This window comes from Sphingomonas sp. BL2 (assembly GCF_056680015.1).
Genome location: NZ_CM155261.1, coordinates 2,443,396 through 2,465,612, shown reverse-complemented (window position 1 = coordinate 2,465,612; position 22,217 = coordinate 2,443,396). Strand labels below are relative to the sequence as shown.

17 protein-coding genes and 1 riboswitch are annotated in these 22,217 nt (G+C 65.6%); of the genes, 10 read left to right on the top strand and 7 right to left on the bottom strand.

Annotated features, from left to right (window positions below; translation table 11 throughout):
* Positions 1-446: 446 nt before the first annotated feature.
* Together AC1ME3_RS11485 and AC1ME3_RS11480 are read left to right on the top strand one after the other, a co-directional pair.
* On the top strand, positions 447-1,520 hold the full coding sequence (locus tag AC1ME3_RS11485) for a phosphatidylinositol-specific phospholipase C1-like protein (protein WP_480953256.1): 1,074 nt from the start codon (positions 447-449) through the stop codon (positions 1,518-1,520).
* Positions 1,520-2,248, top strand: a complete 729-nt coding sequence (locus AC1ME3_RS11480; RefSeq protein WP_480953255.1) for an acid phosphatase — start codon at positions 1,520-1,522, stop codon at positions 2,246-2,248. The genes AC1ME3_RS11485 and AC1ME3_RS11480 overlap by 1 nt, the downstream gene beginning before the upstream one ends.
* 72 nt (positions 2,249-2,320) lie before the next feature.
* On the opposite strand, the gene AC1ME3_RS11475 is transcribed toward AC1ME3_RS11480, so the two are convergent.
* The 5 genes from AC1ME3_RS11475 to AC1ME3_RS11455 all read right to left on the bottom strand — a co-directional run bounded on the left by AC1ME3_RS11475 (position 2,321) and on the right by AC1ME3_RS11455 (position 9,485).
* Positions 2,321-3,886 carry a TonB-dependent receptor gene (locus tag AC1ME3_RS11475; RefSeq protein ID WP_480953254.1) on the bottom strand — a complete coding sequence of 522 codons (1,566 nt, stop codon included), beginning with the start codon at positions 3,884-3,886 and terminating at the stop codon, positions 2,321-2,323.
* A gap of 57 nt (positions 3,887-3,943) precedes the next feature.
* Positions 3,944-4,099: a hypothetical protein gene (locus AC1ME3_RS11470; protein ID WP_480953253.1), complete on the bottom strand. Its 156-nt coding sequence runs from the start codon at positions 4,097-4,099 to the stop codon at positions 3,944-3,946.
* Positions 4,033-4,758, bottom strand: a complete 726-nt coding sequence (locus tag AC1ME3_RS11465; protein ID WP_480953252.1) for a TonB-dependent receptor plug domain-containing protein — start codon at positions 4,756-4,758, stop codon at positions 4,033-4,035. Before AC1ME3_RS11465 ends, AC1ME3_RS11470 begins: the two co-directional genes overlap by 67 nt.
* Before the next feature lie 210 nt (positions 4,759-4,968).
* Entirely contained in the window at positions 4,969-7,059 is a 2,091-nt protein-coding gene (locus AC1ME3_RS11460; protein ID WP_480953251.1) for a phosphocholine-specific phospholipase C, read from the bottom strand.
* A 62-nt stretch (positions 7,060-7,121) separates the two neighbouring features.
* Positions 7,122-9,485: a TonB-dependent receptor domain-containing protein gene (locus tag AC1ME3_RS11455; protein WP_480953250.1), complete on the bottom strand. Its 2,364-nt coding sequence runs from the start codon at positions 9,483-9,485 to the stop codon at positions 7,122-7,124.
* A 163-nt stretch (positions 9,486-9,648) separates the two neighbouring features.
* Here AC1ME3_RS11455 and AC1ME3_RS11450 point away from each other — a divergent pair, with 163 nt between their 5' ends.
* Positions 9,649-10,407 (top strand): DeoR/GlpR family DNA-binding transcription regulator, encoded by a 759-nt coding sequence (locus tag AC1ME3_RS11450; RefSeq protein ID WP_480953249.1) that lies wholly within the window; start codon positions 9,649-9,651, stop codon positions 10,405-10,407.
* A gap of 6 nt (positions 10,408-10,413) precedes the next feature.
* On the opposite strand, the gene AC1ME3_RS11445 is transcribed toward AC1ME3_RS11450, so the two are convergent.
* The gene (locus tag AC1ME3_RS11445; protein WP_480953248.1) at positions 10,414-11,631 is read right to left on the bottom strand and encodes a DUF5690 family protein; all 1,218 of its coding nucleotides are present in this window, start codon (positions 11,629-11,631) and stop codon (positions 10,414-10,416) included.
* A 468-nt stretch (positions 11,632-12,099) separates the two neighbouring features.
* Between AC1ME3_RS11445 and AC1ME3_RS11440 the strand changes: the two genes are divergently transcribed.
* From AC1ME3_RS11440 to AC1ME3_RS11415, 6 genes are all read left to right on the top strand, one after another.
* Positions 12,100-12,399 carry a hypothetical protein gene (locus tag AC1ME3_RS11440; RefSeq protein ID WP_480953247.1) on the top strand — a complete coding sequence of 100 codons (300 nt, stop codon included), beginning with the start codon at positions 12,100-12,102 and terminating at the stop codon, positions 12,397-12,399.
* A 55-nt stretch (positions 12,400-12,454) separates the two neighbouring features.
* The gene (locus AC1ME3_RS11435; RefSeq protein ID WP_480953246.1) at positions 12,455-13,717 is read left to right on the top strand and encodes a TolC family protein; all 1,263 of its coding nucleotides are present in this window, start codon (positions 12,455-12,457) and stop codon (positions 13,715-13,717) included.
* Positions 13,714-14,868: an efflux RND transporter periplasmic adaptor subunit gene (locus tag AC1ME3_RS11430; RefSeq protein ID WP_480953245.1), complete on the top strand. Its 1,155-nt coding sequence runs from the start codon at positions 13,714-13,716 to the stop codon at positions 14,866-14,868. Before AC1ME3_RS11435 ends, AC1ME3_RS11430 begins: the two co-directional genes overlap by 4 nt.
* A gap of 3 nt (positions 14,869-14,871) precedes the next feature.
* Positions 14,872-18,069, top strand: a complete 3,198-nt coding sequence (locus AC1ME3_RS11425) for an efflux RND transporter permease subunit (protein WP_480953244.1) — start codon at positions 14,872-14,874, stop codon at positions 18,067-18,069.
* Between the two features lie 199 nt (positions 18,070-18,268).
* Positions 18,269-18,510: riboswitch (cobalamin riboswitch) on the top strand.
* Between the two features lie 169 nt (positions 18,511-18,679).
* Positions 18,680-19,273: a hypothetical protein gene (locus AC1ME3_RS11420; RefSeq protein ID WP_480953243.1), complete on the top strand. Its 594-nt coding sequence runs from the start codon at positions 18,680-18,682 to the stop codon at positions 19,271-19,273.
* Positions 19,274-19,277: 4 nt separating this feature from the next.
* Complete coding sequence (locus AC1ME3_RS11415) at positions 19,278-20,717, top strand: PepSY domain-containing protein (protein WP_480953242.1); 1,440 nt, start codon at positions 19,278-19,280, stop codon at positions 20,715-20,717.
* 65 nt (positions 20,718-20,782) lie between these two features.
* Here the strand turns inward: AC1ME3_RS11415 and AC1ME3_RS11410 are convergent, their stop codons facing one another.
* On the bottom strand, positions 20,783-20,956 hold the full coding sequence (locus tag AC1ME3_RS11410; protein WP_480953241.1) for a hypothetical protein: 174 nt from the start codon (positions 20,954-20,956) through the stop codon (positions 20,783-20,785).
* A 166-nt stretch (positions 20,957-21,122) separates the two neighbouring features.
* Here AC1ME3_RS11410 and AC1ME3_RS11405 point away from each other — a divergent pair, with 166 nt between their 5' ends.
* Positions 21,123-21,980 carry an oxygenase MpaB family protein gene (locus AC1ME3_RS11405; RefSeq protein WP_480953240.1) on the top strand — a complete coding sequence of 286 codons (858 nt, stop codon included), beginning with the start codon at positions 21,123-21,125 and terminating at the stop codon, positions 21,978-21,980.
* The last annotated feature ends 237 nt before the right edge of the window (positions 21,981-22,217 follow it).

The window sequence follows — 22,217 nt, the reverse complement described above, 5'->3', positions numbered from 1 at the left end:
TCCCCTGATGCCGGACGAACTGGTTTACTGCGTTGCCAGCGGCTCCCCGGCAACCGCTGCTCAGGTGTCGCAGTTGGCCGCCCGCATATGGTCGGAAGCCGCCCCGCATCGGTCTGCGTTTGCGTGGGGCAATCTTCCGCCAGCAGCATCTGACAGGCTGTTTGCAATGCGATCGGCTGCAATGGCTTTGAACGGCTGTTGATCTCCGCAAGCTTGGCCACGATCGTTTGTGGCATTGATCGAAAGATCTCCCATGAGTCCTCATCAAGAGAACATCACCGTGCAGGTAAAGGGTACCGACCTGTCGAACGCGCTCGGGCTTGGCCAAGGCGGGGGCAGCCGTTGGTGCCGGGCGCGGCGAACGGTGCGGTGATCCTCACGCGACCGATCGTCGGCCGCGCGGTGCAGGGTTCGGTGTTGTTCAAATTCTGATCGGGAGAGTATCCGTGAAGCGATCGATCGTGGCGGGGTTGAGCCTTGGCCTTCTTTCTCAGGCAGCAATAGCACGCGACACGTTGCCGCCGCTGAGGATCAACGACGTGGCGGTGATCGGCACGCACAACAGCTACAAGCAGCCGATGCCCGCCGCAACGATGGCAAAGGTCCGCGCTGTCGATCCGGCGATGGCGGATGCGCTCGATTACTCGCATCGCAGTCTGACCGAGCAGCTCGACGCCGGTGCGCGGCAACTCGAGATCGACGTGAATTACGATCCGCAGGGCGGGCATTACGCGCGGGGTTCGGACGATCCAAAGCTCCAACGGCCGGGCTTCAAGGTGCTGCACATCCCCGGCATCGACAACGCCTCGAGCTGCGTCCTGCTGACCGAATGCCTGACGATCATCCACGACTGGTCGGCTAAGCATCCGCGGCATGTGCCGATCCTGCTGATGTTCAACGCGAAGGACGAGCAGAACGCGGCGCGGGGCGGGATCGATGCGCTACCGTTCGACGCGGCGGCGTATGATGCGCTCGATGGAGAAATCCGCTCGGTGATCGTGCCCGGCAAGTTGATCGTGCCGGATGACGTGCAGGGACGCTATCCCACGCTGCGGGCTGCGGTGCTGGCGGACAACTGGCCGCTGCTGAAGGCCTCGCGTGGGAAATTCCTGTTCGCGCTGGACGAGCCCCCCGCCAAGGTCGCGGTGTATCGCGGCAAGCGGCGCTCGCTCGAAGGCCGCGTGTTCTTCATCAACACCGACGAGGCATCGCCCGCGGCGGCCTATCTGACGCTCAACGATCCGGTTCGCGATGCCGATCGCATCCGCCGCGATGTCGCCGCGGGGTTCATCGTTCGCACGCGTGCCGACGCGAACACGCGCGAGGCCCGTGCCAACGACATCGTCCCTCGCGACACCGCGCTGGCGGGGGGCGCGCAGTTTGTATCGACCGACTATCTCTGGCCCGACCCGCGCTTGGCCGGAGGGTATCACGTCGCTCTGCCCGGTGGTGTGGTCGCTCGCTGCAACCCCGTGCGCCGTCCGAAGGGCTGCGGCGATCTCGACACGGGTCCCAAGTGATGCGGACGCTCGCACTCTTTGCCGTGCTGGCGCTGGCCACCGGCGCGACCGCGTCGACGGATTACTTGCGCAACCAGCCGATGCCGGACTTGATGCAGATCTTGCCCGCCCCTCCCAAACCCGGATCGCCACAGGACCTCGACGACCGCGCGACCTTCCGCCAGACCCGCGCTCTGCTCGGCACGCCACGCGGCGACATGGCGACGCGCGACGTGACCGACGATCGCTTCACCGTCTTCGCCTGTGCGATCGGCCGCAAGCTCGACGCGACATCATCCCCTGCCCTCACCCGCATCTTCGCGCGGATGGGCGACCAGAGCATGGTCGGCCGCGCCAAGGATGGCTTTGCCGTCAAGCGTCCGTATCTCAAGGACGACCTGCCGATCTGCGAACCCAAGACCGCCCATCTGGCGAACAATGGCGATTACCCGTCGGGACACACGAGCTCGGGCTGGTCCGCCGCGTTGATCCTTGCGGAACTGATGCCCGACCGCGCCACCCAGATCCTGCGCCGCGGACGCCAATATGGCGAGAGCCGCTACATCTGCGGATCGCATAGCAGAAGCGCGGTCGAGGCGGGGTATATGGCGGGATCGGTGCTGGTCGCGATGCTGCACGGCTCTGCCGAGTTCCGACGCGACATGGGGGCGGCACGGGCGGAACTCCGGCATGGAGCCAGCTCCGCACCCAATGCGGCGCAATGCACCGCCGAAGCAGAAGCCGCATAGCAGAGACATACTGCCCCTTGTCCTACCTATGGCCGCACGCCGTCCGCGCCGTTGCCGGCGCGGACGTGGAGTTCAGAAACTGGTCGTCACGCCGAAGGTGAAGATGCGACCGCTGCGGGTGTAGACGAGCGTCCGGTCGGTCGAGAGATCGGTGAACTGCTCGATCGGCCGGTTGGTGACGTTGATCCCCTCGACGACGAAGCGCAGGTTCTTGACCGGGCTGTAGCGGACCTGGAAATCGACGTTGTTGGTCGGGCGGATGCCGTCGCCGACATTGGCGTTGCCGCCTGCCCCCGTCAGATACCGGCTGCGATAGGCGGTCGAGACACGCGCGCCGAAGCGTTCGGTCTCGTAATAGAGCGTCGCGTTGGCCGCCCATTTCGACAGATTGTAGAGCGGGATGCTCTTGACGACTCCGTTGTAGACCGCGGTCTGGTCGCCATCGATCCAGGTGCCGTTCGCGACGATGCCGAACCCGTCGAACGGCGCGGGCAGGAAGGTGAAGTCGTGCTGGAACGCGGCCTCGATACCCTTGATGCTGGCCCCGTCCCCGTTGATCGGGCGCGTGTAGTTGTACGGCGTCGTACCGTCCTGGCTCGGCAACAGCAGCGAGACCGGGAAGCCCGTCGCACTGTAGGGAACCTGCGACGTCTCCGAGGTGATAAAGCTGTTGAGGTCCTTCCAGAAGAACCCGACCGACGCGAAGCCGTTGCGATCCATGTAATATTCGAGCCCCGCCTCCGCCGAAGTCGACCGGAACGGCTGGAGATTGGGGTTGCCGACGGAGACGGACCCACCGAACGGCGCCACGGTCAGCGTCCCCGCCGCGGCAAGCTGGGGCAGGCCGGGACGGTTGACGTTGCGGCTGGCGGAGGCGCGCGCGATCAGCTTCGGCGTGATGTCGAGCGCGACGTTGAGCGCGGGCAGCCAATCGTCGTTGCTGGTCCCGACCGTGACCGGCTGCAACGTGGTGACGCCGTTGGTCGCGGTGGCGAGCGAACCGCTGGAGACCAGGTCGGTATGATAGTAGCGGACGCCTGCATTGCCGCGCAGCCGCATCGAGCCGATATCGGTGTCAAGATCGAGCTGCGTGAAGCTCGCCCAGGTCTTCTCCCGAATGCGAAAGTCGCTGCCCGCGGTCAGGTTGGCGGCGGTCAGATCCCGGTTGTTGCCGAGCAGCGCGTAGATCCCGGCAATGTCGCCGCCGATATACGGGAGCAGGCGGTCGCGGTTTATGACGTATTTCAGCGCGTCGGGTATCGCGCGATCGCTGGTCGCCGCGGTGCCGTAGAAGATGTTGGTGAGATACTGATACCCGCTGTTGGTGAAGCGCTTATACTTGCCGCCGACCTCCAGCTTCAGGATCGGCGTGAGATCGTAGACCGCCTGGAGCTGACCATTGAGATAGTCGCTCTTGATCATGTTCTCCTGCGTGACCAGCCGCTGGACGTTCCAGTTCGCCGGGTTGGTGAGGTCGAAGCCGTAGGTGTTGACGGGGATCGTCGGCTGCATGTCGAAACTGAACGCGGTATTTCGTGCCTGTAGGAAGATCTTGTCGAACGTCGGCTGGACGAAATTCGACTTCTGGTACCCGCCGAGCGCGGTCAGCTTCAGCCGATCGCCGACGTCCCAGCTCACATTCGCCACCGCCTGGTAGAAGTCGGTCTGGTTCTCGACGCGGTGATGCTCGGTACGTTAATCGATTCCGGTATAGCTGGCGGCGACGAGCGAATTGCCCTGGATCGTCGCGGACCGGATGACTTGCGTACCGCTGACGTTGCCGGTCAGCGCGTTGTAGCCGCCGGCCGCGATCGCCCAGTCGTCACGCTTGTCGGCGAGGTGCCCGTACAACAGGTCGACGTCGATCTTGAAGTTGTCGCCGGGATGATATTGCAGCGCGCTCGTGACGCCGATCCGCTCGCGATCGGTGTACCAGGTCGACGGGGATTGGGCCTGAGGCGCAAAGATCGTCCCGCCGCGCAGCAGCGCCCGCGTCGGCGCGTCGATCTCTGGGCCGATGTTGTTCGCGCCGTAGGTGACCTTGCCCCAGTTCCAGTTGCGATAGCCGTATTCGTTGTTGCGACCTTCGAATAGGCGACCGAGACGAGCGCACCGAAATCGCCCCGGCGCTGCGAGAACAGGCCGACGAGGCGCGGGGTGACGCCACTGGTCTGGTCGTTGGTCTGTCCCTTCGCGGACAGGACGATCTTCTGGCCGGCATAGTCGAATGGTTTGGCGGTGAAGAGCTGCACGGTGCCGGCGATGCCGCCCTCGTCCTGGTTGGCGGCGTAGCTCTTCTGGACGCTCACGCGGTTGAACAGCTCGGAGGCGAACAGGCTGAAATCGAAGCCGCGGCTGCGGCTGACGTTGCTGCGATTGTCCATGCCGGAGGCGGTGTTGCCGAGCACTTCCATGCCGTTGAGTTGCGTGCGCGTGAAATCGGGGCCGAGGCCGCACAGGGCGATCTGGCGTCCTTCGCCGGTGTCGCGCGTGATGGCGACACCAGGCACGCTTGTTCGGGGCGGTCAAACGGATCGCCGTTGATCCGATCGGTCGCGTCGGCATCGGCAATGGGCGCCGGATATGACGGCATCACGCAACCTCGACGCTTGGGCGCCAAAACAAGAGGTCGGTACCGCTCCACCATCGCTGGCGAGGGTCGGGCGACGCGGTCAAGGATTCACGGTCTCGTCAAGCCTCATGGAAGACGGTCAGATCTGCTAAACGGTCACGAACGGGTCGCTGCACGTAATCCGGCCGGGTGCGTCGATCCGCCCCGATACCCGGCGCAGATAGTTCGGGACCGCCGCTGCGACGACGGTAATGTCGTACCATCCGAAGCTCTTGCTTAGCGGCCAGCTATGCCGTGCCTCGGTCAGCGGTGTCACAAGGGTCGTCGTGCCAACGCGTTCGGCACGCCCAACCAGCGTGTGGGTGCGCCGCCCATCGGGGAGAAGCACCGTCATTTCGGTAGGGGTCGGGTGCCAGACTAAGCCGGACAACGGCGCCGGATCGCCACGATTCCCCCTGTAATGACGGTGGAAGCCGTTCGGGCCAAGCACCCAAAGATCGTAGCGCCCAGCGCCGTCGAACGCCCAGCCCCCGTCCAGCGCACGGCCGGGTTCGACGGTGAAGCGGCGTGGCGCCTGGGTCAGGTTGGTCCGGTCATAAACGTGGAAGACCGCAGCCTGCGTGCCCTCGGCAGCGAACCGGAGTTGAATCCCGCCATCGGCGACCGTCTCGCCGACGGTCAAGGCATAAGGCAACGGGCGGGCGCGTCGAATGCCCGGTTCCTGCCAGGGAAGAGACATGCCGACCGGCGCCTGCGGGCTGACCTGCTTGGGGATCGTCGCGGCGCGCACGGCGTCGCCGCGCGGATCGGGCATGGCGGCAAACGGAGCGGGATCCGCGGTGGTGAAGTCGAACGCCGAAGTCAGGTCGCCGCACACTGCACGGCGCCACGGTGCGATATTGGGCTCGTGAAAATCAAACCGGCGTTCGAGGAAGCGGATCACCGACGTGTGATCGAACACCTGCGAATTGACCCACCCGCCCCGGCTCCATGGCGAAACCACATACATCGGCACGCGCGGGCCTAGCCCATAAGCCCGACCGCGATACGCGGGGAGATCGAGCGCCGCATCGCCCTTGCTCGGGTGGCGATGATAGCTGCCCTCGAGATCGACCGTTGACCCACCCATTACCGTACCGTCGTCGGCATGCGACGGTGGTGCCGGCGGCGGGACGTGATCGAAGAAGCCGTCATTCTCATCGAACATCACGAACAACGCAGTCCGCGCCCAGACCTTGGGGTCAGCGGTCAGCGCGTCGAGCACCTCGGCGGTATAAGCGGCACCTTGCGCGGGGCTCGATGGGCCAGGATGCTCCGAGCCCTTCGCCGTGGCGATGACGTACGACACTTGCGGCAAGCGGCCGGCGAGCACGTCGGTACGCAACACGTCGAGCCCGCGGGTCGTCAGCGCCCGCTCTCGTAAAGCGGCGTCCCCCGCCCCCCGGTGCGCATCGCGGAACGCAGCAAAGCCGACCAGCGGGTTGTCCGTGAAATTGTCGGCCATGTCCTGATATATGCGCCAGTCGATACCCTTCGCCTGCAATCGCTCGACGACCGTCGTCCAGCGATACGGTTCAGCATTGCCGCCGTTCTCGGGGAAGCTGTCGTGCGAATTGCCGATCGCCGGACCGCCCAGCGTGCCGCCGGGATCGTTGGTGCCGCTCCACAGGAACAAGCGGTTGGTGTTCGTGCCGGTCTGGACCGAGCAGTGATACGCGTCACAGACCGTGAATGCCTCGGCGAGCGCGAACTGGAACGGGATGTCCTCGCGCCGGTAATGCCCCATCGCGCGCTGGCTCTTGGCTTCGGGCCAGTGCGCCATCCGCCCCTCGTCCCAGCCGCGCTGCGCGTCGGGCCAGCTGTGCGGCGTGCCCTCCATCCGCATCAGGTCGAAATTGGTGCGCGTGGCAAGGTGGAACGGCAATACCGTACGCGCACCGCCGGGTGCGGTTCGGTCGCGCTGGTACCAGACCGGCGCAGGCTTCGTCGCGTCGAACGCCGAAGGAACGGGGATCGGCAACCGGTCCGCAAATCCGCGGACACCGCGCATCGACCCGAAATAATGATCGAAGCCGCGATTTTCCTGCATCAGGATCACGACGTGCTCGACATCCATGATCGAGCCCGTCTTCACGTCCGGCGCGATCGCCGCCGCCCGCGCGATCGCCGCGGGAAACGCAGAGAGCGCCGCACCGGTAAGGCTCGCACCGAGCAGCGTGCGACGAGAGAGATCGGTCATCGGGGCAATCCACAGGAGAAGAGCATGATCCGCAAACGTCGGCGGACCATGCCCGTTTCAGATCAGAAGTCGAGCGACAGCGACGCGGTCACGGTCCGCGGGGTGCCCAGGAACGCCGAGCCGCCATCGGCACTCGACAGATAGCGTTCGTCGGTCAAGTTGGTCGCCTGCACCGTGAACGACACGCCCTTAAGCTGCCCGCTCACCGCCTCCAGGTCGGCGCCGACATAGCCGCTCACCAGCGTGAAGCTACCGGCCTTGGCGACACCCTGCGTGTCGATGTTGCGATCGCCCACGAACTTGGTGGCGATGCCAGCCTTGAAGATCGACTTCTTATAGTCCGCCGAGACCACCCACATCGTGCGCGGCGAATTGATCACCTGCTGGCCGGGCGTCACGCCGACATCGGCATCCTGCGCGGCGTTGCCGGTGCCGATATAGGTCGCGTGGTTGTAGGTGAAGCTGCCCGACAGCGTCAGCGGTGGCAGCACTCGGTAGGCCAGCGCCGCTTCGATACCGCGGCTCTTCACCCCGCCGACGTTGAGATACACGCTGTCCTGCTGTTCCAGATAGTCGATCCCGGTGACAAGGTTCGACGAGATCGAGACGATCTGGTTCTTGAACTTGATGTCGTATCCGGTCAGCGACGCCTGGATCCGCCCGGTGTTATAGCGCGCCCCGATCTCGATGTTGTTCGCGGTTTCCGGCCGCAGGTTGCGGATCGTCTCGGGCGGCTGGCCGAGTGGGCCGTTGCCGATCGCGGCAAAGTTCTGCGAATAGCCGGCGAACAGTTCCATGCCCTGCAACGGTGTCGCATAGGTCAGGCCGGCGTTGATCAGCGGATCCGAATGCGACTGGATCGACGTCGCGCTCAGATTGCCGAGCAGTTCGGTCCGGCTCTGGTCGAGGAAGAACTGCTTGACGCCGAGCCGTGCGGTGACCGGCCCGTAGGTAACCGCATCCTCGGCATAATACATCACTTCGTCGAGCCCGTAGTCGGTGCTGAACTGGACGTAATACGGCGTGCCGTCGAAGGCCGGCCCGACCCGCGCGTTGGTGATCTTGTGCCAGTCGCGAAGCTGGTTGGCGCGGCTGTGCTCAAACCAGAAACCCGCGCGGAACTGGTTCTGGACCACGCCGAAGTCGTGTTGCCAGTCGACGTCGCTGGTAAAGCCCATGCGGTCGTTCTTGTAGTGGGTGTGGCGGTACGACATAACCGGGGTCGCGTTGGATGCGTAGCAGGTGGGCGAGTATTCCGCGGGCACACCGCTGGTTCCTACGCAACCGGCGGTCATCGTCGCGGCCGCGCCGGTGGGCGTGACGAAGTAGATCTTGCCGAGCGCATCGCTGCCGCGCACGGTCGGACCGCCGACATATTCGCTTTCCGGGTTGCCGGCGCCATCGTTGCGCGCGTCGACCAGATACGGCGGGGCGAAATCGCCGCGGCCGTGCATCCGGTGATAATAGCCCGCTGCCTGCAGCTTCACTTCGCCGATTTCGGTACGCGCCTTCAGATACCCGAAGAGGTTTTTCCGCAGCGCGCGCGATGTCGGGCGATAGGCCTGGTCGACATACGGCAGCCCGGTCCAGCTGTCGGTATACGCGTCGTGGTTCGGATCGTTCGCGAACTGAGCGGGCGATACGGACCCGAACTCGGATTCGTCCGCATCGTCGTACGAGACGAACCCGGTCAGGTCGACCGTACCGACGCGGCTGAGCACCTTGCCGTCGATATGATCGCGGCTCGTCTTGCCCGATCCGCCGATCCAGTCGCGGACCCGCGAGGTCGACGCGCTGAGATAAGCGGTGGTGTTGGGCGCGATGGTGCCGGTATCGCCGCGTACGTAGAATTTGCGCGCACCGAAATCACCCCCGGCGGCGGTCAAGCGCAACCGGCTGTCCGCGGTTGGATCGGAAGTCACGTAGTCCAGCGTCGCACCGAGCGCTTCGTTCGAGCGCGACGAGATGTCGGCGGTCCCTTGCGACACGTTGACGGTCTTGAGGTCGAGCACGTCGATATACCGATTGGCGCGCGATCCGCCGCCATAGCCCGAGCCGCCGTTCGGCATGCCGTCGATCGTCGAGCCGATCTGCTGGCCACCGCCACCGCCGCTGTTGAAGCCGCGGATGCTGATCGAGGTCGCCCAGTCGGACGATCCGAACGCGTCCCCCTCCGCGACGAATACGCCGGGCAGTTCGTTGATGACGTCGTTGACGCTGGCCAGCGCGGACTGGCGGTCGATCATCGCCGCGGTCACGCGCGTGTTGGCGAAAGCGGTCGATTGACCGGTCACGACGATCTCGTCGTTACCCGGCTGATCCGTATCACGAGACGGCGCCGCGGACGGTGTTACGGTCGTCTGAGCGCGCGCGGTCGTCGTCGCCGCGATCGCCAGGATCGCAGCCCCCATCATCCACTTGGTCATGTCGTCTTCCCCTTGCCACGGTCCGAGCATTGCCGGGCATCCTGTGACGCAGCCCTTGCAAGCGCCGTGTGACATGACTGTGACATCGTGTGGATATTGTTGGCATTTTGTGGCTTGTGCCCGACGGGAGATGCGGAGAAACAGGCCGGATGGGAGAAGCCGTGTGACGCAGTCGGATCGTATCGCCAGTCTGGTCGCATTGCTCGAAGCGCGAGGGTCGTGTTCGATCACGATGCTTGCCGATCATTTCGCGGTATCGGACGAGACGATCCGACGCGACGTGCGGCAACTCGAAGCGAGCGGTCGCGCGTACAAGGTGCATGGCGGGGTCAAGCTTCCCGACAATCGGCTCGAAGCGCCATACCGGTTGCGGATGCAGGCGCAGGCGGACGCGAAGCAGGCGATCGCCCGCCGTGCCGCGACGCTCATCGAAGACGGCATGACCGTGTTGATCGACTCAGGCACCACTTCGTGCTGGGTCGCGCGCGCGCTCGCTGATCGCCGGAGATTGACGATCGTCACGAACAATCTGGAGGTTGCTAGCGACATGCTGGGTCGCGACGGGATCCGCGTCTTCCTGGCCGGGGGTGCGATCAATGTCGACTACCGCGCAACATTCGACGAGGAGGCGATCCGCTATTCGCGCCGGTTCGCGCCGGACGCGACGATCCTGTCGATGGGCGCGATCGAGGCGAAGCGCGGCCTGATGGACTTTGAACCCGACGAGGCGGCGTACAAACGGGCGCTGCTCGACGGTGCGCGCCGAGTGATCGTCGTTGCCGACGCGGAAAAATTCGACCGCCCCGGCACCGTCCATGTCGCCGACTTCACGCAGATCCATGACCTCGTCACTGACCTGCCCGCGCCGCCGGTGATCGCGGAGGCTGCGACACGCGCCGGTGTCCGGCTGCACCTCGCCTGAGCACCCTCACCGCGCCGGCGGGGGGCGAACGAACCAGAGCGCGGATACGAACGTCAGCACCAGCAACGCGGCACCGGTCAGCACACCCGCATCGAGAAACAACCCCAGCCAGTCACGCCCCGGGGTGGTCGCACTTCGCATGAGCAACAGCCCGATGCTCCCCGAATAGCCGAACGCATCCGCCAGATAGATCAGGAAGCCGGCCGTACCCGGCGAAGGGCTCGCGGCCATGATACGGTCGAACAGGATCGCGCTGAACGGGGCATAGGCCAGGTAGATACCGATGCCGGTCAGGATCATGCCGGTCACCGGGCCGATCGCCCCTGCGCGCAAGGCCAACATCGATCCCGCCAGGATCGCGGCTCCCGCCACGATGACGCCGTGGATCGTGATCACCGCATACCGATTGTCACGCACCAGCCCCAGCATGGCCAGGCCAAGCAACACGATCACCGTGACCGGCACCTCGGTCGCGACATAGAGCGCGGGCGTTGCCGGATGATCGAGCGCGGTCCACAGTTCGGGTGCGAAATTGTCACGCAGGTCACGCAGCGCCGCCAGCATCGTGTAGCCCGCGACCAGCGCCGTCACCGGTACCCAATGCCCTCGCAGATAGGCACGCCGCGCTACCGCATCCATTGGCCCGCGCACGCCTCTTGCCTCGGAGTCCGCGACGTCCGGCGGTAAGGATCGCGCTAGCGCCGCCATGCCCGCCAGCAGCAACGGCGTGAAGATCAGCCCCGTCAGCGCCGGCATCCAGAACGCGCTGACGCCGTGCTCCAGCAACAGGCTGCCGACCGATCGCGTCACGCCCGACGACAGGATGAAGCTCGCGGTCAGGATAGACGCAAGCACCTCTGAGTTGCGCCGTCCCTCCAGATAACTGAACACCAGCCCCCAGATCATCCCGAGCGGCAAGCCGTTCAACAGCATCGCCAGCGGGCCAAGCCGGGCGGGCAACAGCGCGAGCAGCAGCAGCGCCACCCACGCCGCACCAATCAGCGACAGGATCAGGCGGGTGCGATGCTCGGGCCGATGGACCGAGACGACATGGACCCCGATCATCTTCGACACCGCATAGCCAACCGCCTGCGAAAGGATCAGCGCCGTCTTGTAGTCGATCCCGGCGATCACCGCCGGTACACCGTCGAAGCCTGCCGCCGCGATCGGCTTGCGAAACCCGTACATCGCAAAATACACGCAGAACGCGGCGATCCCCGGCATGATCGTAACTAGCTTGGCCCGGAGGGGTCTTGTCGACTGCGGGCACCACCAGTTCACCGGCAATCGCTATGCCAAATAGGTTTCACCGCCATGACACAATCCTGTCGATCAACAGAATCCATGCGCACATGCCGCACCAAGTGAGACCGTCACCCGGCTTCGTAGTGCCTTCCGCCGCCTGCCACCGGTCGCTCGTTCAGGGTCCACCAATCGACATCAGAGCGCTTGTAGATGCGCGGTTACGTGGCGATCGCCGACAACGGGTGTGTCGCGCTTGACGTGACGTAGCCGGTCGCACTCCCGATCGCCTGGCCGGGTTTCGCACCGGCGCTGGTTCCCAACTCCGATGATTCGTTGATCGCTAGAAAGACTGCTATCCGAGCGCTCCGCGGTGCCAGGTTACGGCAATACCATTATCTGCTATCACCCGGATCGATGCGTAGGCTCCTGCCCCTCCTTGCTTGTCTGATGCTTGTCCTGACCGCCTGGGTCGGGGTGGCGCATGCGGCTGAAGTCGGCGGATGCATCGAAACGAGCCAGTACCAAGCCGGTTCGCACGTCGACGATGACGGAAAACTGATCACGGCCGACGCCGACAAGGGGTATCCACACCATCATGGCAGCTGCCACGCGCATCACATGAGCGCGCCGGATGCTAACTCGCTCGCCGGTAGGGCTGGCCCGACCTGCTCCACGCTCGCGACCACGGCGGACGCTACGCTCGTGGGCCGGGACGCCGACACCGCTTTGAGACCGCCGCAAGCCTGACATGTCGATTGGGTGCGCCGTGCGCGCCCGCGTCCACATCGTCAGGAGCATCCCAATGCATCGCATCATCGCGGCCGTCATGGCCGCCGGGTCCTGCGCATCGTCGCTGCAGGCCCAGACCCGTCCGTCGGTCTTGGCGGAACCGGTCCTTACGCTCGCCGACGCGCTTGACCGCGCCGGCGCGTCGTCGCCCTTCCAGGATGCCGCGTCCGCCGGCGTTCGAGCCGCCAAGGCACAGCGCCAGGTCGCGGCGCTTCGGCCGAACCCGTCGATCGTCGCCGAGACCGAGAACGTCGCGGGGTCCGGGATCTATCGGGGCCTGCGCTCGTCCGAAACGACGTTGGGGTTGGCGCTGCCCCTGGAACGCGGCGGCAAGCGGCAGGCCCGGATGGCACTCGCCGATGCGCAGATCGGCCGCGCAGGTATCGCAGCAGAGATTGCGCGCGCCAACCTCCGACTGCGGGTCACGCAGGCATACGTCGTCGGGGTAGCCGCGCAACGTCGTGTAGCGGTCGCGCGCGATCAGGTCGGGATTGCCGCCGAAGTGCTCCGCGCCGCCAAGGTGCGGGTGCAGGCGGGGCGCGCCTCACCACTGGAGGAACAGCGCGCAGACGTTGCGCGCCTTGCGGCCGAGGGCGCCTTGGAACGGGCGGACCGTTCAGCCGCCGTTGCCGGGACGAACCTTGCCCGGCTTATTGGAATGCCGGTCGGCGCGCTCGACGACTCCTGGTTCCAGCAGGTGGACGCGCTCGGCCCCGTCCAGCCATCCGGTTCGACGGGCACACTCATCGCCGCGGCAGCCCGCGCGGATCTAGACACCGCGACCGCGCAGGTGCGGCTCGCGCGAAGCCAGCGCGTACCCGACTTGACGCTCAGCGCCAGCGCCCGACGGCTCGAGCAGACCAACGACACCGCCGCCGTCTTTGGCGTCTCGATCCCACTAACCGTCTTCAACGGCGGACGATCTGCGGTTGCGGTTGCCGACGCGCAACGCGACCAGTCGGATGCGCTGCACCGCGTGGCGTTGCTCGATGCCGAGCAGGACATCGCCACCACGCAGGCCGAGGCGGCAAACGCCGCGACCACAGCGCGCAACGCGACCGGGCCTGCGCTCTCCGCGGCCGTGGAGGCCGCGCGGATCGCGCGGATCGGCTACCGTGAAGGCAAGTTCGGGCAACTCGACCTGCTCGACGCCGAACGCACGCTTCTCGACACACGGACGGCCGCGATCGACGCGCTTGCCGCCTATCACGACGCACGTGCGCGCCTCGAACGGCTGACTGCCGAAGCGCCGATTGCCAGGGACACCGACCGATGAACCGCACGATCTTGCGCGCGATCGCGCCTGCCGCTGCTGCCTTGGCATTCGCAGGCTGTGGCCCCTCCCCCGACACGGCGCCCGCAGCGAACGCTACGGCGAACGAGGACCGAGAGATGACTTCCGGCGATCCCACGGTCGTGACCCTGTCGGCGCAGCAGATCGCCGACGCCGGTATCGAGGTCACGCGCCCGACCGTCGGCGGCGTCACCGGCGCGATCGAATTGCCCGCGACGATCGAGGGCGATCCGCAGGGCGTGCAGGTCGTGGCCGCGCCGATCGGCGGCCGGCTGGTCTCGCTCACCCGCAACCTCGGCCAATCGATCGGCCGTGGCGAGACGCTGGCGATCATCGAGAGCCGCGAAGCAGCGTCGCTCAATGCCGAGGTCGAGGCGGCCGGTGCACGGTCCGCACTCGCCCAGTCGACTCTCCGCCGCGAACAGCGACTGTTCGCCGAGCGCGTGTCGCCCGAGCAGGACCTGGTCGCAGCCCGCACCGCCGCGACCGAGGCCAACATCGCGCTCCGACTCGCGCGACAGCAACTGTCGGCCACGGGTGGCGGAGGCGGCGCGCTGAACCGCATCGCGGTACGCGCGCCGATTTCGGGCCAGGTGATCGCCCGGTCGGCTACGCTCGGGCAACAGGTCGCGGCCGACGCCGAAATCTTCCGCGTCGCCAACCTCGCCAAGGTGTCGGTGACGATGTCGCTCGTTCCTGCGGATGCCGGTCGCGTAAGGCCGGGTGCACGCGTCGAAGTCACGTCCGCCGGCCGCCGCCAGGACGGCCGCGTTACCTTCGTCTCGCCGATCCTCGACGAAACCACCCGGCTCGTCCCCGTGATCGCGACGATTGACAATGCGGGCGGCGTCTGGCGCGTCGGCGAGAATGTCGGCGTGTCGGTTCTGCTGCCCGCGAGCGGGGACCGTAGCGTCGCCGTGCCCTCGGCTGCCGTGCAGATGATCGGTGACCGGCCACACGTCTTCGTCCGCACCGCGACCGGCTTCCGGGCGACGCCGGTGACTCTTGGTCGCACCAATGGCGGCGCGGTTACCGTGACCGCGGGCCTGAGCGGCGAGGAGCGCATCGCCTCGACCAACTCGTTCACGCTCAAGGCCGAACTCGGCAAGGGCGCGGCGAAGGACGAGGACTAGGCCATGCTGTCTCGTATCGTAACGCTCGCCGTCGAGAAGCGCTGGCTCGTCCTCCTGCTGACGCTCGCCGCCGCGCTCGCCGGAATGTTCGCCATCCAGCGGCTGCCGATCGACGCCGTCCCCGACATCACCAACAACCAAGTCCAGATCAACGTACGCGCACCCGCACTGTCGCCCGACCAGATCGAGAAACAGGTCGCCTTCACCGTCGAGACCGCACTCACCGGCATCCCCGGCCTCGACTACACGCGGTCGCTGAGCCGCAACGGCTTCGCGCAGGTCACCGCGGTGTTCGACGAGAAGACCGACATCTACTTCGCGCGGTCGCAGGTGGCGGAGCGGCTGCGCACCGCCGAGGAGGACCTGCCGGACGACGTGGTGCCCGAGATGGGGCCTATCGCCACGGGTCTCGGCGACATCTTCATGTGGACGGTCGAGTACCGCGAGCTCGACCAGGTCCGCCACCGCAACGGCGAGCCCGGCTTGCAAAAGGACGGCAGCTACATCACGCCGGAAGGCGACCACCTCGTCAGCGAACCCGACAAGGCGACGTATCTGCGCACGGTGCAGGACTGGATCGTCACGCCGCAGCTGAAAAGCAGCGCGGGACTTGCGGGGGTCGACAGCCTCGGCGGCTATACCAAGCAGTATCTCGTCGTCCCCGATATCCAGCGAATGGCGGCGATGAAGATCACGCTCCAGGACCTCGCTACCGCGCTCGAACGCAACAACACCAGCGCAGGCGCCGGCATCGTCGACCGTAACGGCGAAGGCCTCGCGGTCCGCGCCGACGGTCGGATCCGCAACGCCGACGAGCTCGCACGCACCGTGGTCGCGACGCGCGAAAGCGTGCCGATCCTGCTCAGCCAGATCGCCACCGTCCGCACGGGCCAGGCATTGCGGATGGGCTCCGCGTCGGAGAACGGCCACGAGGTCGTCGTCGGTACCGCGGTCATGCGGATCGGCGAGAACAGCCGCACCGTCTCGACCGGCGTCGGCACGCGGCTGGAGCAGATCGGCCGCGCGCTTCCCGTCGATGTCGTGGTGAAGCCGGTGCTCAACCGCACCGAACTCGTCAATTCGACGATCGCGACCGTCGCCCGCAACCTCGCCGAGGGCGCGGTACTGGTCATTGTCGTACTGTTCGTGCTGCTCGGCAATTTCCGCGCGGCGCTGATCGCCGCGCTGGTGATCCCGGTCACGATGCTGCTGACGAGCATCGGCATGCTGAAGGCCGGGGTGTCGGCGAACCTGATGAGTCTCGGCGCGCTCGATTTCGGGCTGATCGTCGACGGCGCCGTCATCATCGTCGAGAATGCGCTCCGCCGCCTGGGTGATGCGCAACATGGTCGCAGCGAGCCATTGCCGTTGCGACAAAGGCTCGACCTGGTCGCGGCATCGGCGCGCGAGATGATCCGCCCTTCGGTCTACGGCCAGGCGATCATCATCCTCGTCTACGCGCCGCTGCTCACCTTCACCGGCGTCGAGGGCAAGATGTTCGAACCGATGGCGCTGACCGTCATCATCGCGCTCGTCTTCGCCTTCGTCCTGTCGATGACGTTCGTCCCCGCGGCGATCGCCGTCACGCTCAGCCGGCCCGTCGACGAGAAAGAGAGCCGGATTATTGACTGGCTGCGCCGACGCTACGAACCGGGTCTCGGCAACGCGATGCGCCGCCCGAGCATCACGCTGGGCATAGCCGTCGGCGCGCTGGCGCTGGCGGGCGTCGCCTTCACCACGCTTGGGCAGGAATTCCTGCCGCAGCTCGACGAGGGCAACATCCTCGTCCAGGCGGTCCGCATCCCCGGCACCTCGGTCGACCAAAGCCAGGCGATGCAGTTCCAGGTCGAGAAGCTGCTCGCGCGCCAACCCGAAGTCCGCTTCGCCTTCTCGCGCACCGGCACGTCCGAGATCGCGAGCGATCCGATGCCGCCGAACGCCACCGACACCTTCGTCATCCTGAAGCCGAAGGCGGAATGGCCCGACCCGAGTCTCGCCAAGGAAGCGCTCGTCGCGCGGATGGAGCGACAACTCTCGGCGCTACCGGGCAACGCGTATGAGATTACGCAGCCGATCCAGATGCGCTTCAACGAACTGATCGCGGGCGTGCGCGGGGATATCGCGGTCAAGATCTTTGGCGACGATTTCGGCGGGATGAACGCGGCCGCCGACCGCATCGCCGCGGTTTTGCGCACGACCCGCGACGCGGTGGATGTCCGCGTCGAGCAGACCGAGGGCCTGCCGATGCTCGACATCCGCCCGAACCGCATGGCGATGTCGCGCATCGGCGTCACCGCGGGCGACGTGCAGGACACCGTGGCCGCAGCGATCGGCGGACGCGAGGCCGGCATGATCTTCGAGGGCGACCGGCGTTTCCCCGTCGTGATACGCCTGTCCGAAGCGTCGCGATCGGACCTTACCCTGGTGGCGCAAATCCCCGTCCCGACGTCGGCAGGCGGTTTCGTGCCGCTGTCGACCGTCGCCGACATCGCGGTCGTCGATGGACCCAACCAGATCAGCCGCGAGAACGGCAAGCGCCGCGTGGTCGTCCAGGCCAACGTCCGCGACCGCGACGTCGCCGGCGTAGTCGCCGACGCGCGTGCGGCGATCGATACGCAGGTGACGATGCCGCCCGGAACCTATGTCGAATGGGGCGGGCAGTTCGAGAACCTCGCCTCCGCACGCGACCGCCTGATGCTCGTCGTGCCGGTCTGCTTCGCGGTCATCATGCTGCTGCTCTACGGCGCGCTCGGCTCGGTCCGCGATGCAGCGATCGTGTTCACCGGCGTGCCGCTCGCGCTCGTCGGCGGCGTGCTTGCGCTCGTGGCTCGAGGGATGCCGTTCTCCGTCTCCGCCGCGGTCGGGTTCATCGCGCTCTCGGGTATCGCCGTGCTCAACGGGCTGGTGATGGTCTCGTCGATCCACGACCTGATGGCACGCGGCATTGGCAGGGTGCGGGCCGCGCACGACGGCGCGCTCGCCCGGCTTCGGCCGGTGGCGATGACCGCGCTCGTCGCCAGCCTCGGTTTCGTACCGATGGCTCTGGGACATGGAACTGGCGCCGAGGTGCAGAAACCGCTCGCGACCGTGGTCATCGGCGGGCTGATCTCGGCCACGCTGCTGACGCTGTTCGTCCTGCCGACGCTTTACGCCCGCTTCGGTGGATGGACGGCGTCCGAGGAGTCGACATGCGGGAACTAGAGCGGGTGGACGAGCTACATGGCGGTTAGCACGATGACCCATACCCGGACGTTCGCGGGCGCTCGCTTTCTCCCAGGTTTTGTCATTCGTCTATGGACATCAATTCTCGAAGTCCATGTTTGCGACGATCGCTTCGATCGGTTGCCGGATCACCTGCAACGCGATAGATCGTCCCCTGCTGACCTGATCCGTTAGATTGGTCCAGCATGATCACGTCGGTGTCCCGAGAGGGACTTAAAAGGGAACGCGGTGAGGATGGTTCGCCGTTCGAAGCCGAGGCTGTCCCTGCAACTGTAAGCGGCGAGCGCGATGCATATCGCTCCTTTCTTGAACGGAAGGGGCAGCCACTGGGCCAAGCGTGATGTCACGCACGGCCTGGGAAGGCCGTGCATCGTGTGACGACCCGTGAGCCAGGAGACCTGCCGGCGTCTGGTCGCTCTTGCCTGGCCCAGGGGGTGGCCGCGGCACGGTACTCCGTCGAGCGACGACGTGTGCGGTGAGGACCGCACGGGCATGCGTGTCGGTCGCGATGGCGTCCGGCTGGCGCGGATGCCGGCCGTTCGCGGGAGGTCCTTGCCGGGTTCGCTAGACGCTCCGGGGAATTACCGTAATGCCGTTCCTGACATCTCGCCTTCGCGGTCGTGGTGGCTTTGCTGTCGCCTTTGTTCCCGGCATCTCTCAACGCTCGGTCCACGCCTGCCTCGGCCAACGAAGACATCCTGGTCGTGGGACTGCATGCCACGACACGCTCACCACGCCAAACGCGGCCGGCGGCAACCGGCGCCTCGCTCCACTCGATCTCCCCGCGACGATGCTGGCCATAGAAGACGATACGGTTCGCGCGCGCGGGGACATGTCAGTGATCGAAGCGGAGAGCCGGGCACTTGGCGTCAGCAACGCCGACAACCCCGGCAATGGTGGCACTGCACTATTCAATACGCAGCGGACAAAACGCAAAGGCGGGACCGGCGACGCCTCGCAGGGCTGCTCCCAACTCGCGTTTGGCGCAGGGGGACCGGTCACCGAGCACCTAGCCTCTCGCATGGATGGCAGCCACCGCCAATCCGATGACTATGCCGATCAAGGCCAGTCGCGCAGCTATCTGTTATCAGGCATGCCGGACGTTCCCAGTCCGTACAACACTCAGCAATGGGCGCTCGGCCGTGCCCTCTTCGCCGAAGTTTCGCTTCGTGTCGGCTATTAACGCCGTGAGGCGGTCGGCGCCTGGCAAGACTGCGCGGCGCTGGCTCTACCTGGTCCATCGCTGGATCGGCATTGCCAGTTGCCTGTTCTTCGCCATGTGGTTCCTGTCCGGGCTGGTGATGCTCTACGTGCCCTATCCCTCCCTGTCGCCAGCTGAAAAGCAGGCTGGGAGCGAGGCAATCGATTGGGCAGCGGTGGACGTACTGCCCCCGCTTGAAAATGGACGGCTACCCCAGGAGCTGTTGCTCGACATGCGCGACGGCACGCCAGTCTGGCGCATCGCTAAGTGGAATGGATCGCGCACGACAATCACAGCCCATCAGGGGGCAGTTCTATCGCCGGTCGACGCGCCGTATGCCGCCCGGGTCGCCGGTCGCTTTGCACACGCAGCGATCGAGCGCGTCGATCAGCTCGTACTCGATCAGTGGACGGTTGCTGGTGGCTTTGACCGACATCGGCCGGTCTGGAAGGTCACGCTCGCCGACGCGTCCCGCACAGAGGCCTATGTGTCCTCGACCACCGGCGCCGTGGTGCAAGTAACGACCCGCTCCGTGCGGCTCTGGAACTGGCTTGGTTCGGTGCCGCACTGGCTTTATCCGACGGTGCTGCGACAGGATCAAACGGCTTGGCGTCAGGTCGTGCTCTGGGTGTCCGGCCCCTGCATCGCCGCGGCGGTCGCGGGGATGTGGATCGGCATCTTGCGGACCCGCATCGGCGCACGCCGCTTCAAGGGCGCACGGATGACGCCCTACGACGGCTGGATGCTATGGCATCATGTCGCTGGGCTGGTGGGCGGTGTCTTTCTGATCACCTGGATCTTCAGTGGGTGGCTGTCGGTCGACCCAGGTCGTCTATTTGGTGGGACAAAGCCGGACGAGGCGGCGATGCGTGTCTATCAGGCATCCGATCCGATGCCGGTCTTGTCGATCGAGCGGCTACGCGTCGTGGGCGTCGGCGCAGTATCGGCGCGTCTGACCCACAATGCCGGGATCCCGCTCGTGCTGCTGGCGTATCGTGGTGGCCAGCGAGCCACGCTGGATGCAGCGACGCTGATGCCGTCACGCCCTCGCCCACAAGCCATCGTGGCTGGGGCGCGTCGCTTGGCAGGCTCCGCGCCGCTACTTTCGGTCGATCGACTGGCGGCGCCCGATGCATATTGGTACGCCGTCGGGACGTTGCCGCGTCTACCCGTGTTGCAGCTGCGGTTCGCAGATCCGGCGCAGACCTGGTTCTATATCGATCCTGCTACCGGAGAAATTCTCAGGACCGTCGATAAGCGACAGCGGGTGTACCGCTGGGTATTCGACCTCCTCCACAAATGGGATCTGAACGTGCTGACGCTGCACCGGCCAGCCTGGGATGGGCTGATCTGGCTGTTCTCCATCGCGGGCGTGTTGACGTCGATAAGCGGCATTTGGCTAGGATGGAAAAGGCTCAGGCGATGACGGGGCGATCCAGTTGCAGACATTCGCAGGTAACGTTCCGCCGTCCTATCACGGTCATTCGGTGATCAGATCTGCGCGGAACGGCCGACGAGCGAGGCGGCACGAATATCGGGTTCGGACAGCGACGTGGTCGACCGCAACCGGATGGCCTCCGGACGCTGGAGTATCCCGCCGACTACGGCCGCAGAGAACGCATCGTCGACAATGTGCGAACTCTTCTGGACGGGATCGACGACCATCGCCGGAAAATACTGTCAGTCGACGAATGAGGAACACGACTTCTGGTGTTCACGTCCCACTGCGCGGGAGTTGGCTCAAGCCAGGCCTGTTCGCGGCAGTTTGAAATATGGAATATCGATTATCTCTCCGCGGTAGCTAAATACGGGCTCGGGCGTTCGTGACGGCATGAGCGCCACCCTGCTATCGATCCGCGACCAGACCAAGATCAGCATCGTTCGGCAAGTCCGGACGCTGTTCAATGACCAGGCACGCGGCGAGGAGCCCGTGGAGCGAAGCGGAGATGCACTTTTTCCCCCAGATTCCATGGTCTGGCGCGTACACGGCGACGTTGTCAGCATGATGGTAGGCGGCGTTTCCGCACTGCTGCTCCAGATGCTGCATCCTGCGGTCCTAGCAGGGGTTTGGGACCATTCGAACTTCCGAACCGATATGCTCGGCCGGCTGCGGCGCACCGCGCGATTTATCGCCGCCACGACCTATGGTGGGCGCACGGACGCCGAGGCAGCTATAGCGCGGGTCCGCGCGGTCCATTCGCACATCGGCGGTGCGCTTCCCGACGGTACGCCCTACCGTGCCGACGACCCAGGTTTATTGGCGTGGGTCCATTTATCCGAAGCATGGTCCTTCCTGGCGGCTTGGCAACAATATGGAGATCGTCGACTGACGCCTGCACAGGAGGATCTTTACTACGCAGAGTTCGCGACCATAGGCACTGCTTTGGGTGCTGCCGCCCTCCCGCGGAACCGAGCGGGCACCAATCAGGCACTTCGTGCAATGCAGCCTGCGTTGATTGCAGACGGTCGCACGCGCAAGGTCGCGCGATTGGTACTTCATCAGACGCCGGGCAACCCTCTGGCAATACCGCTTCAACGAACCATCGCGCAGGCAGCGGTGGACCTTCTCCCGGACTGGGCACGTCGAATCCATGGTCTGCGTGCTTCGCCGGTATTCATGAAACCAGCCGTTCGATCCGGGACGCGACAGATGGCGAAAACGTTGCGCTGGGCCTTCGACGGTAGCTGAACCAGAAAATCTGTTGTGGACGTTCGCGCGCGCCGTCGCGCTTCGTAGTTTCAGACACCCATTCACCTTCGTGCCATTACGCTTTCGGTGCTTGACCTATGGTGATGAGGGCCGTGACGGGGGTGAAGCGGTCCGCGCAATCGGATCTTCACCACTACGCTCGCATGCGCTTGCCGCACGATCCGGATAATCCGCCCCCTCCAGTTCCAGTGTCGCCAGGCCAATGTCGCACCAGCC

Bases quoted from the DNA above. Each gene is read 5' to 3' on its own strand.
- AC1ME3_RS11480 (WP_480953255.1), top strand. From the start codon at position 1,520: ATGCGGACGCTCGCACTCTTTGCCGTGCTGGCGCTGGCCACCGGCGCG.
- AC1ME3_RS11460 (WP_480953251.1), bottom strand. From the start codon at position 7,059: ATGACCGATCTCTCTCGTCGCACGCTGCTCGGTGCGAGCCTTACCGGT.
- AC1ME3_RS11455 (WP_480953250.1), bottom strand. From the start codon at position 9,485: ATGACCAAGTGGATGATGGGGGCTGCGATCCTGGCGATCGCGGCGACG.
- AC1ME3_RS11445 (WP_480953248.1), bottom strand. From the start codon at position 11,631: ATGCCGGGGATCGCCGCGTTCTGCGTGTATTTTGCGATGTACGGGTTT.
- AC1ME3_RS11440 (WP_480953247.1), top strand. From the start codon at position 12,100: ATGCTTGTCCTGACCGCCTGGGTCGGGGTGGCGCATGCGGCTGAAGTC.
- AC1ME3_RS11435 (WP_480953246.1), top strand. From the start codon at position 12,455: ATGCATCGCATCATCGCGGCCGTCATGGCCGCCGGGTCCTGCGCATCG.
- AC1ME3_RS11430 (WP_480953245.1), top strand. From the start codon at position 13,714: ATGAACCGCACGATCTTGCGCGCGATCGCGCCTGCCGCTGCTGCCTTG.
- AC1ME3_RS11425 (WP_480953244.1), top strand. From the start codon at position 14,872: ATGCTGTCTCGTATCGTAACGCTCGCCGTCGAGAAGCGCTGGCTCGTC.
- AC1ME3_RS11420 (WP_480953243.1), top strand. From the start codon at position 18,680: ATGCCGTTCCTGACATCTCGCCTTCGCGGTCGTGGTGGCTTTGCTGTC.
- AC1ME3_RS11410 (WP_480953241.1), bottom strand. From the start codon at position 20,956: ATGGTCGTCGATCCCGTCCAGAAGAGTTCGCACATTGTCGACGATGCG.
- AC1ME3_RS11405 (WP_480953240.1), top strand. From the start codon at position 21,123: ATGAGCGCCACCCTGCTATCGATCCGCGACCAGACCAAGATCAGCATC.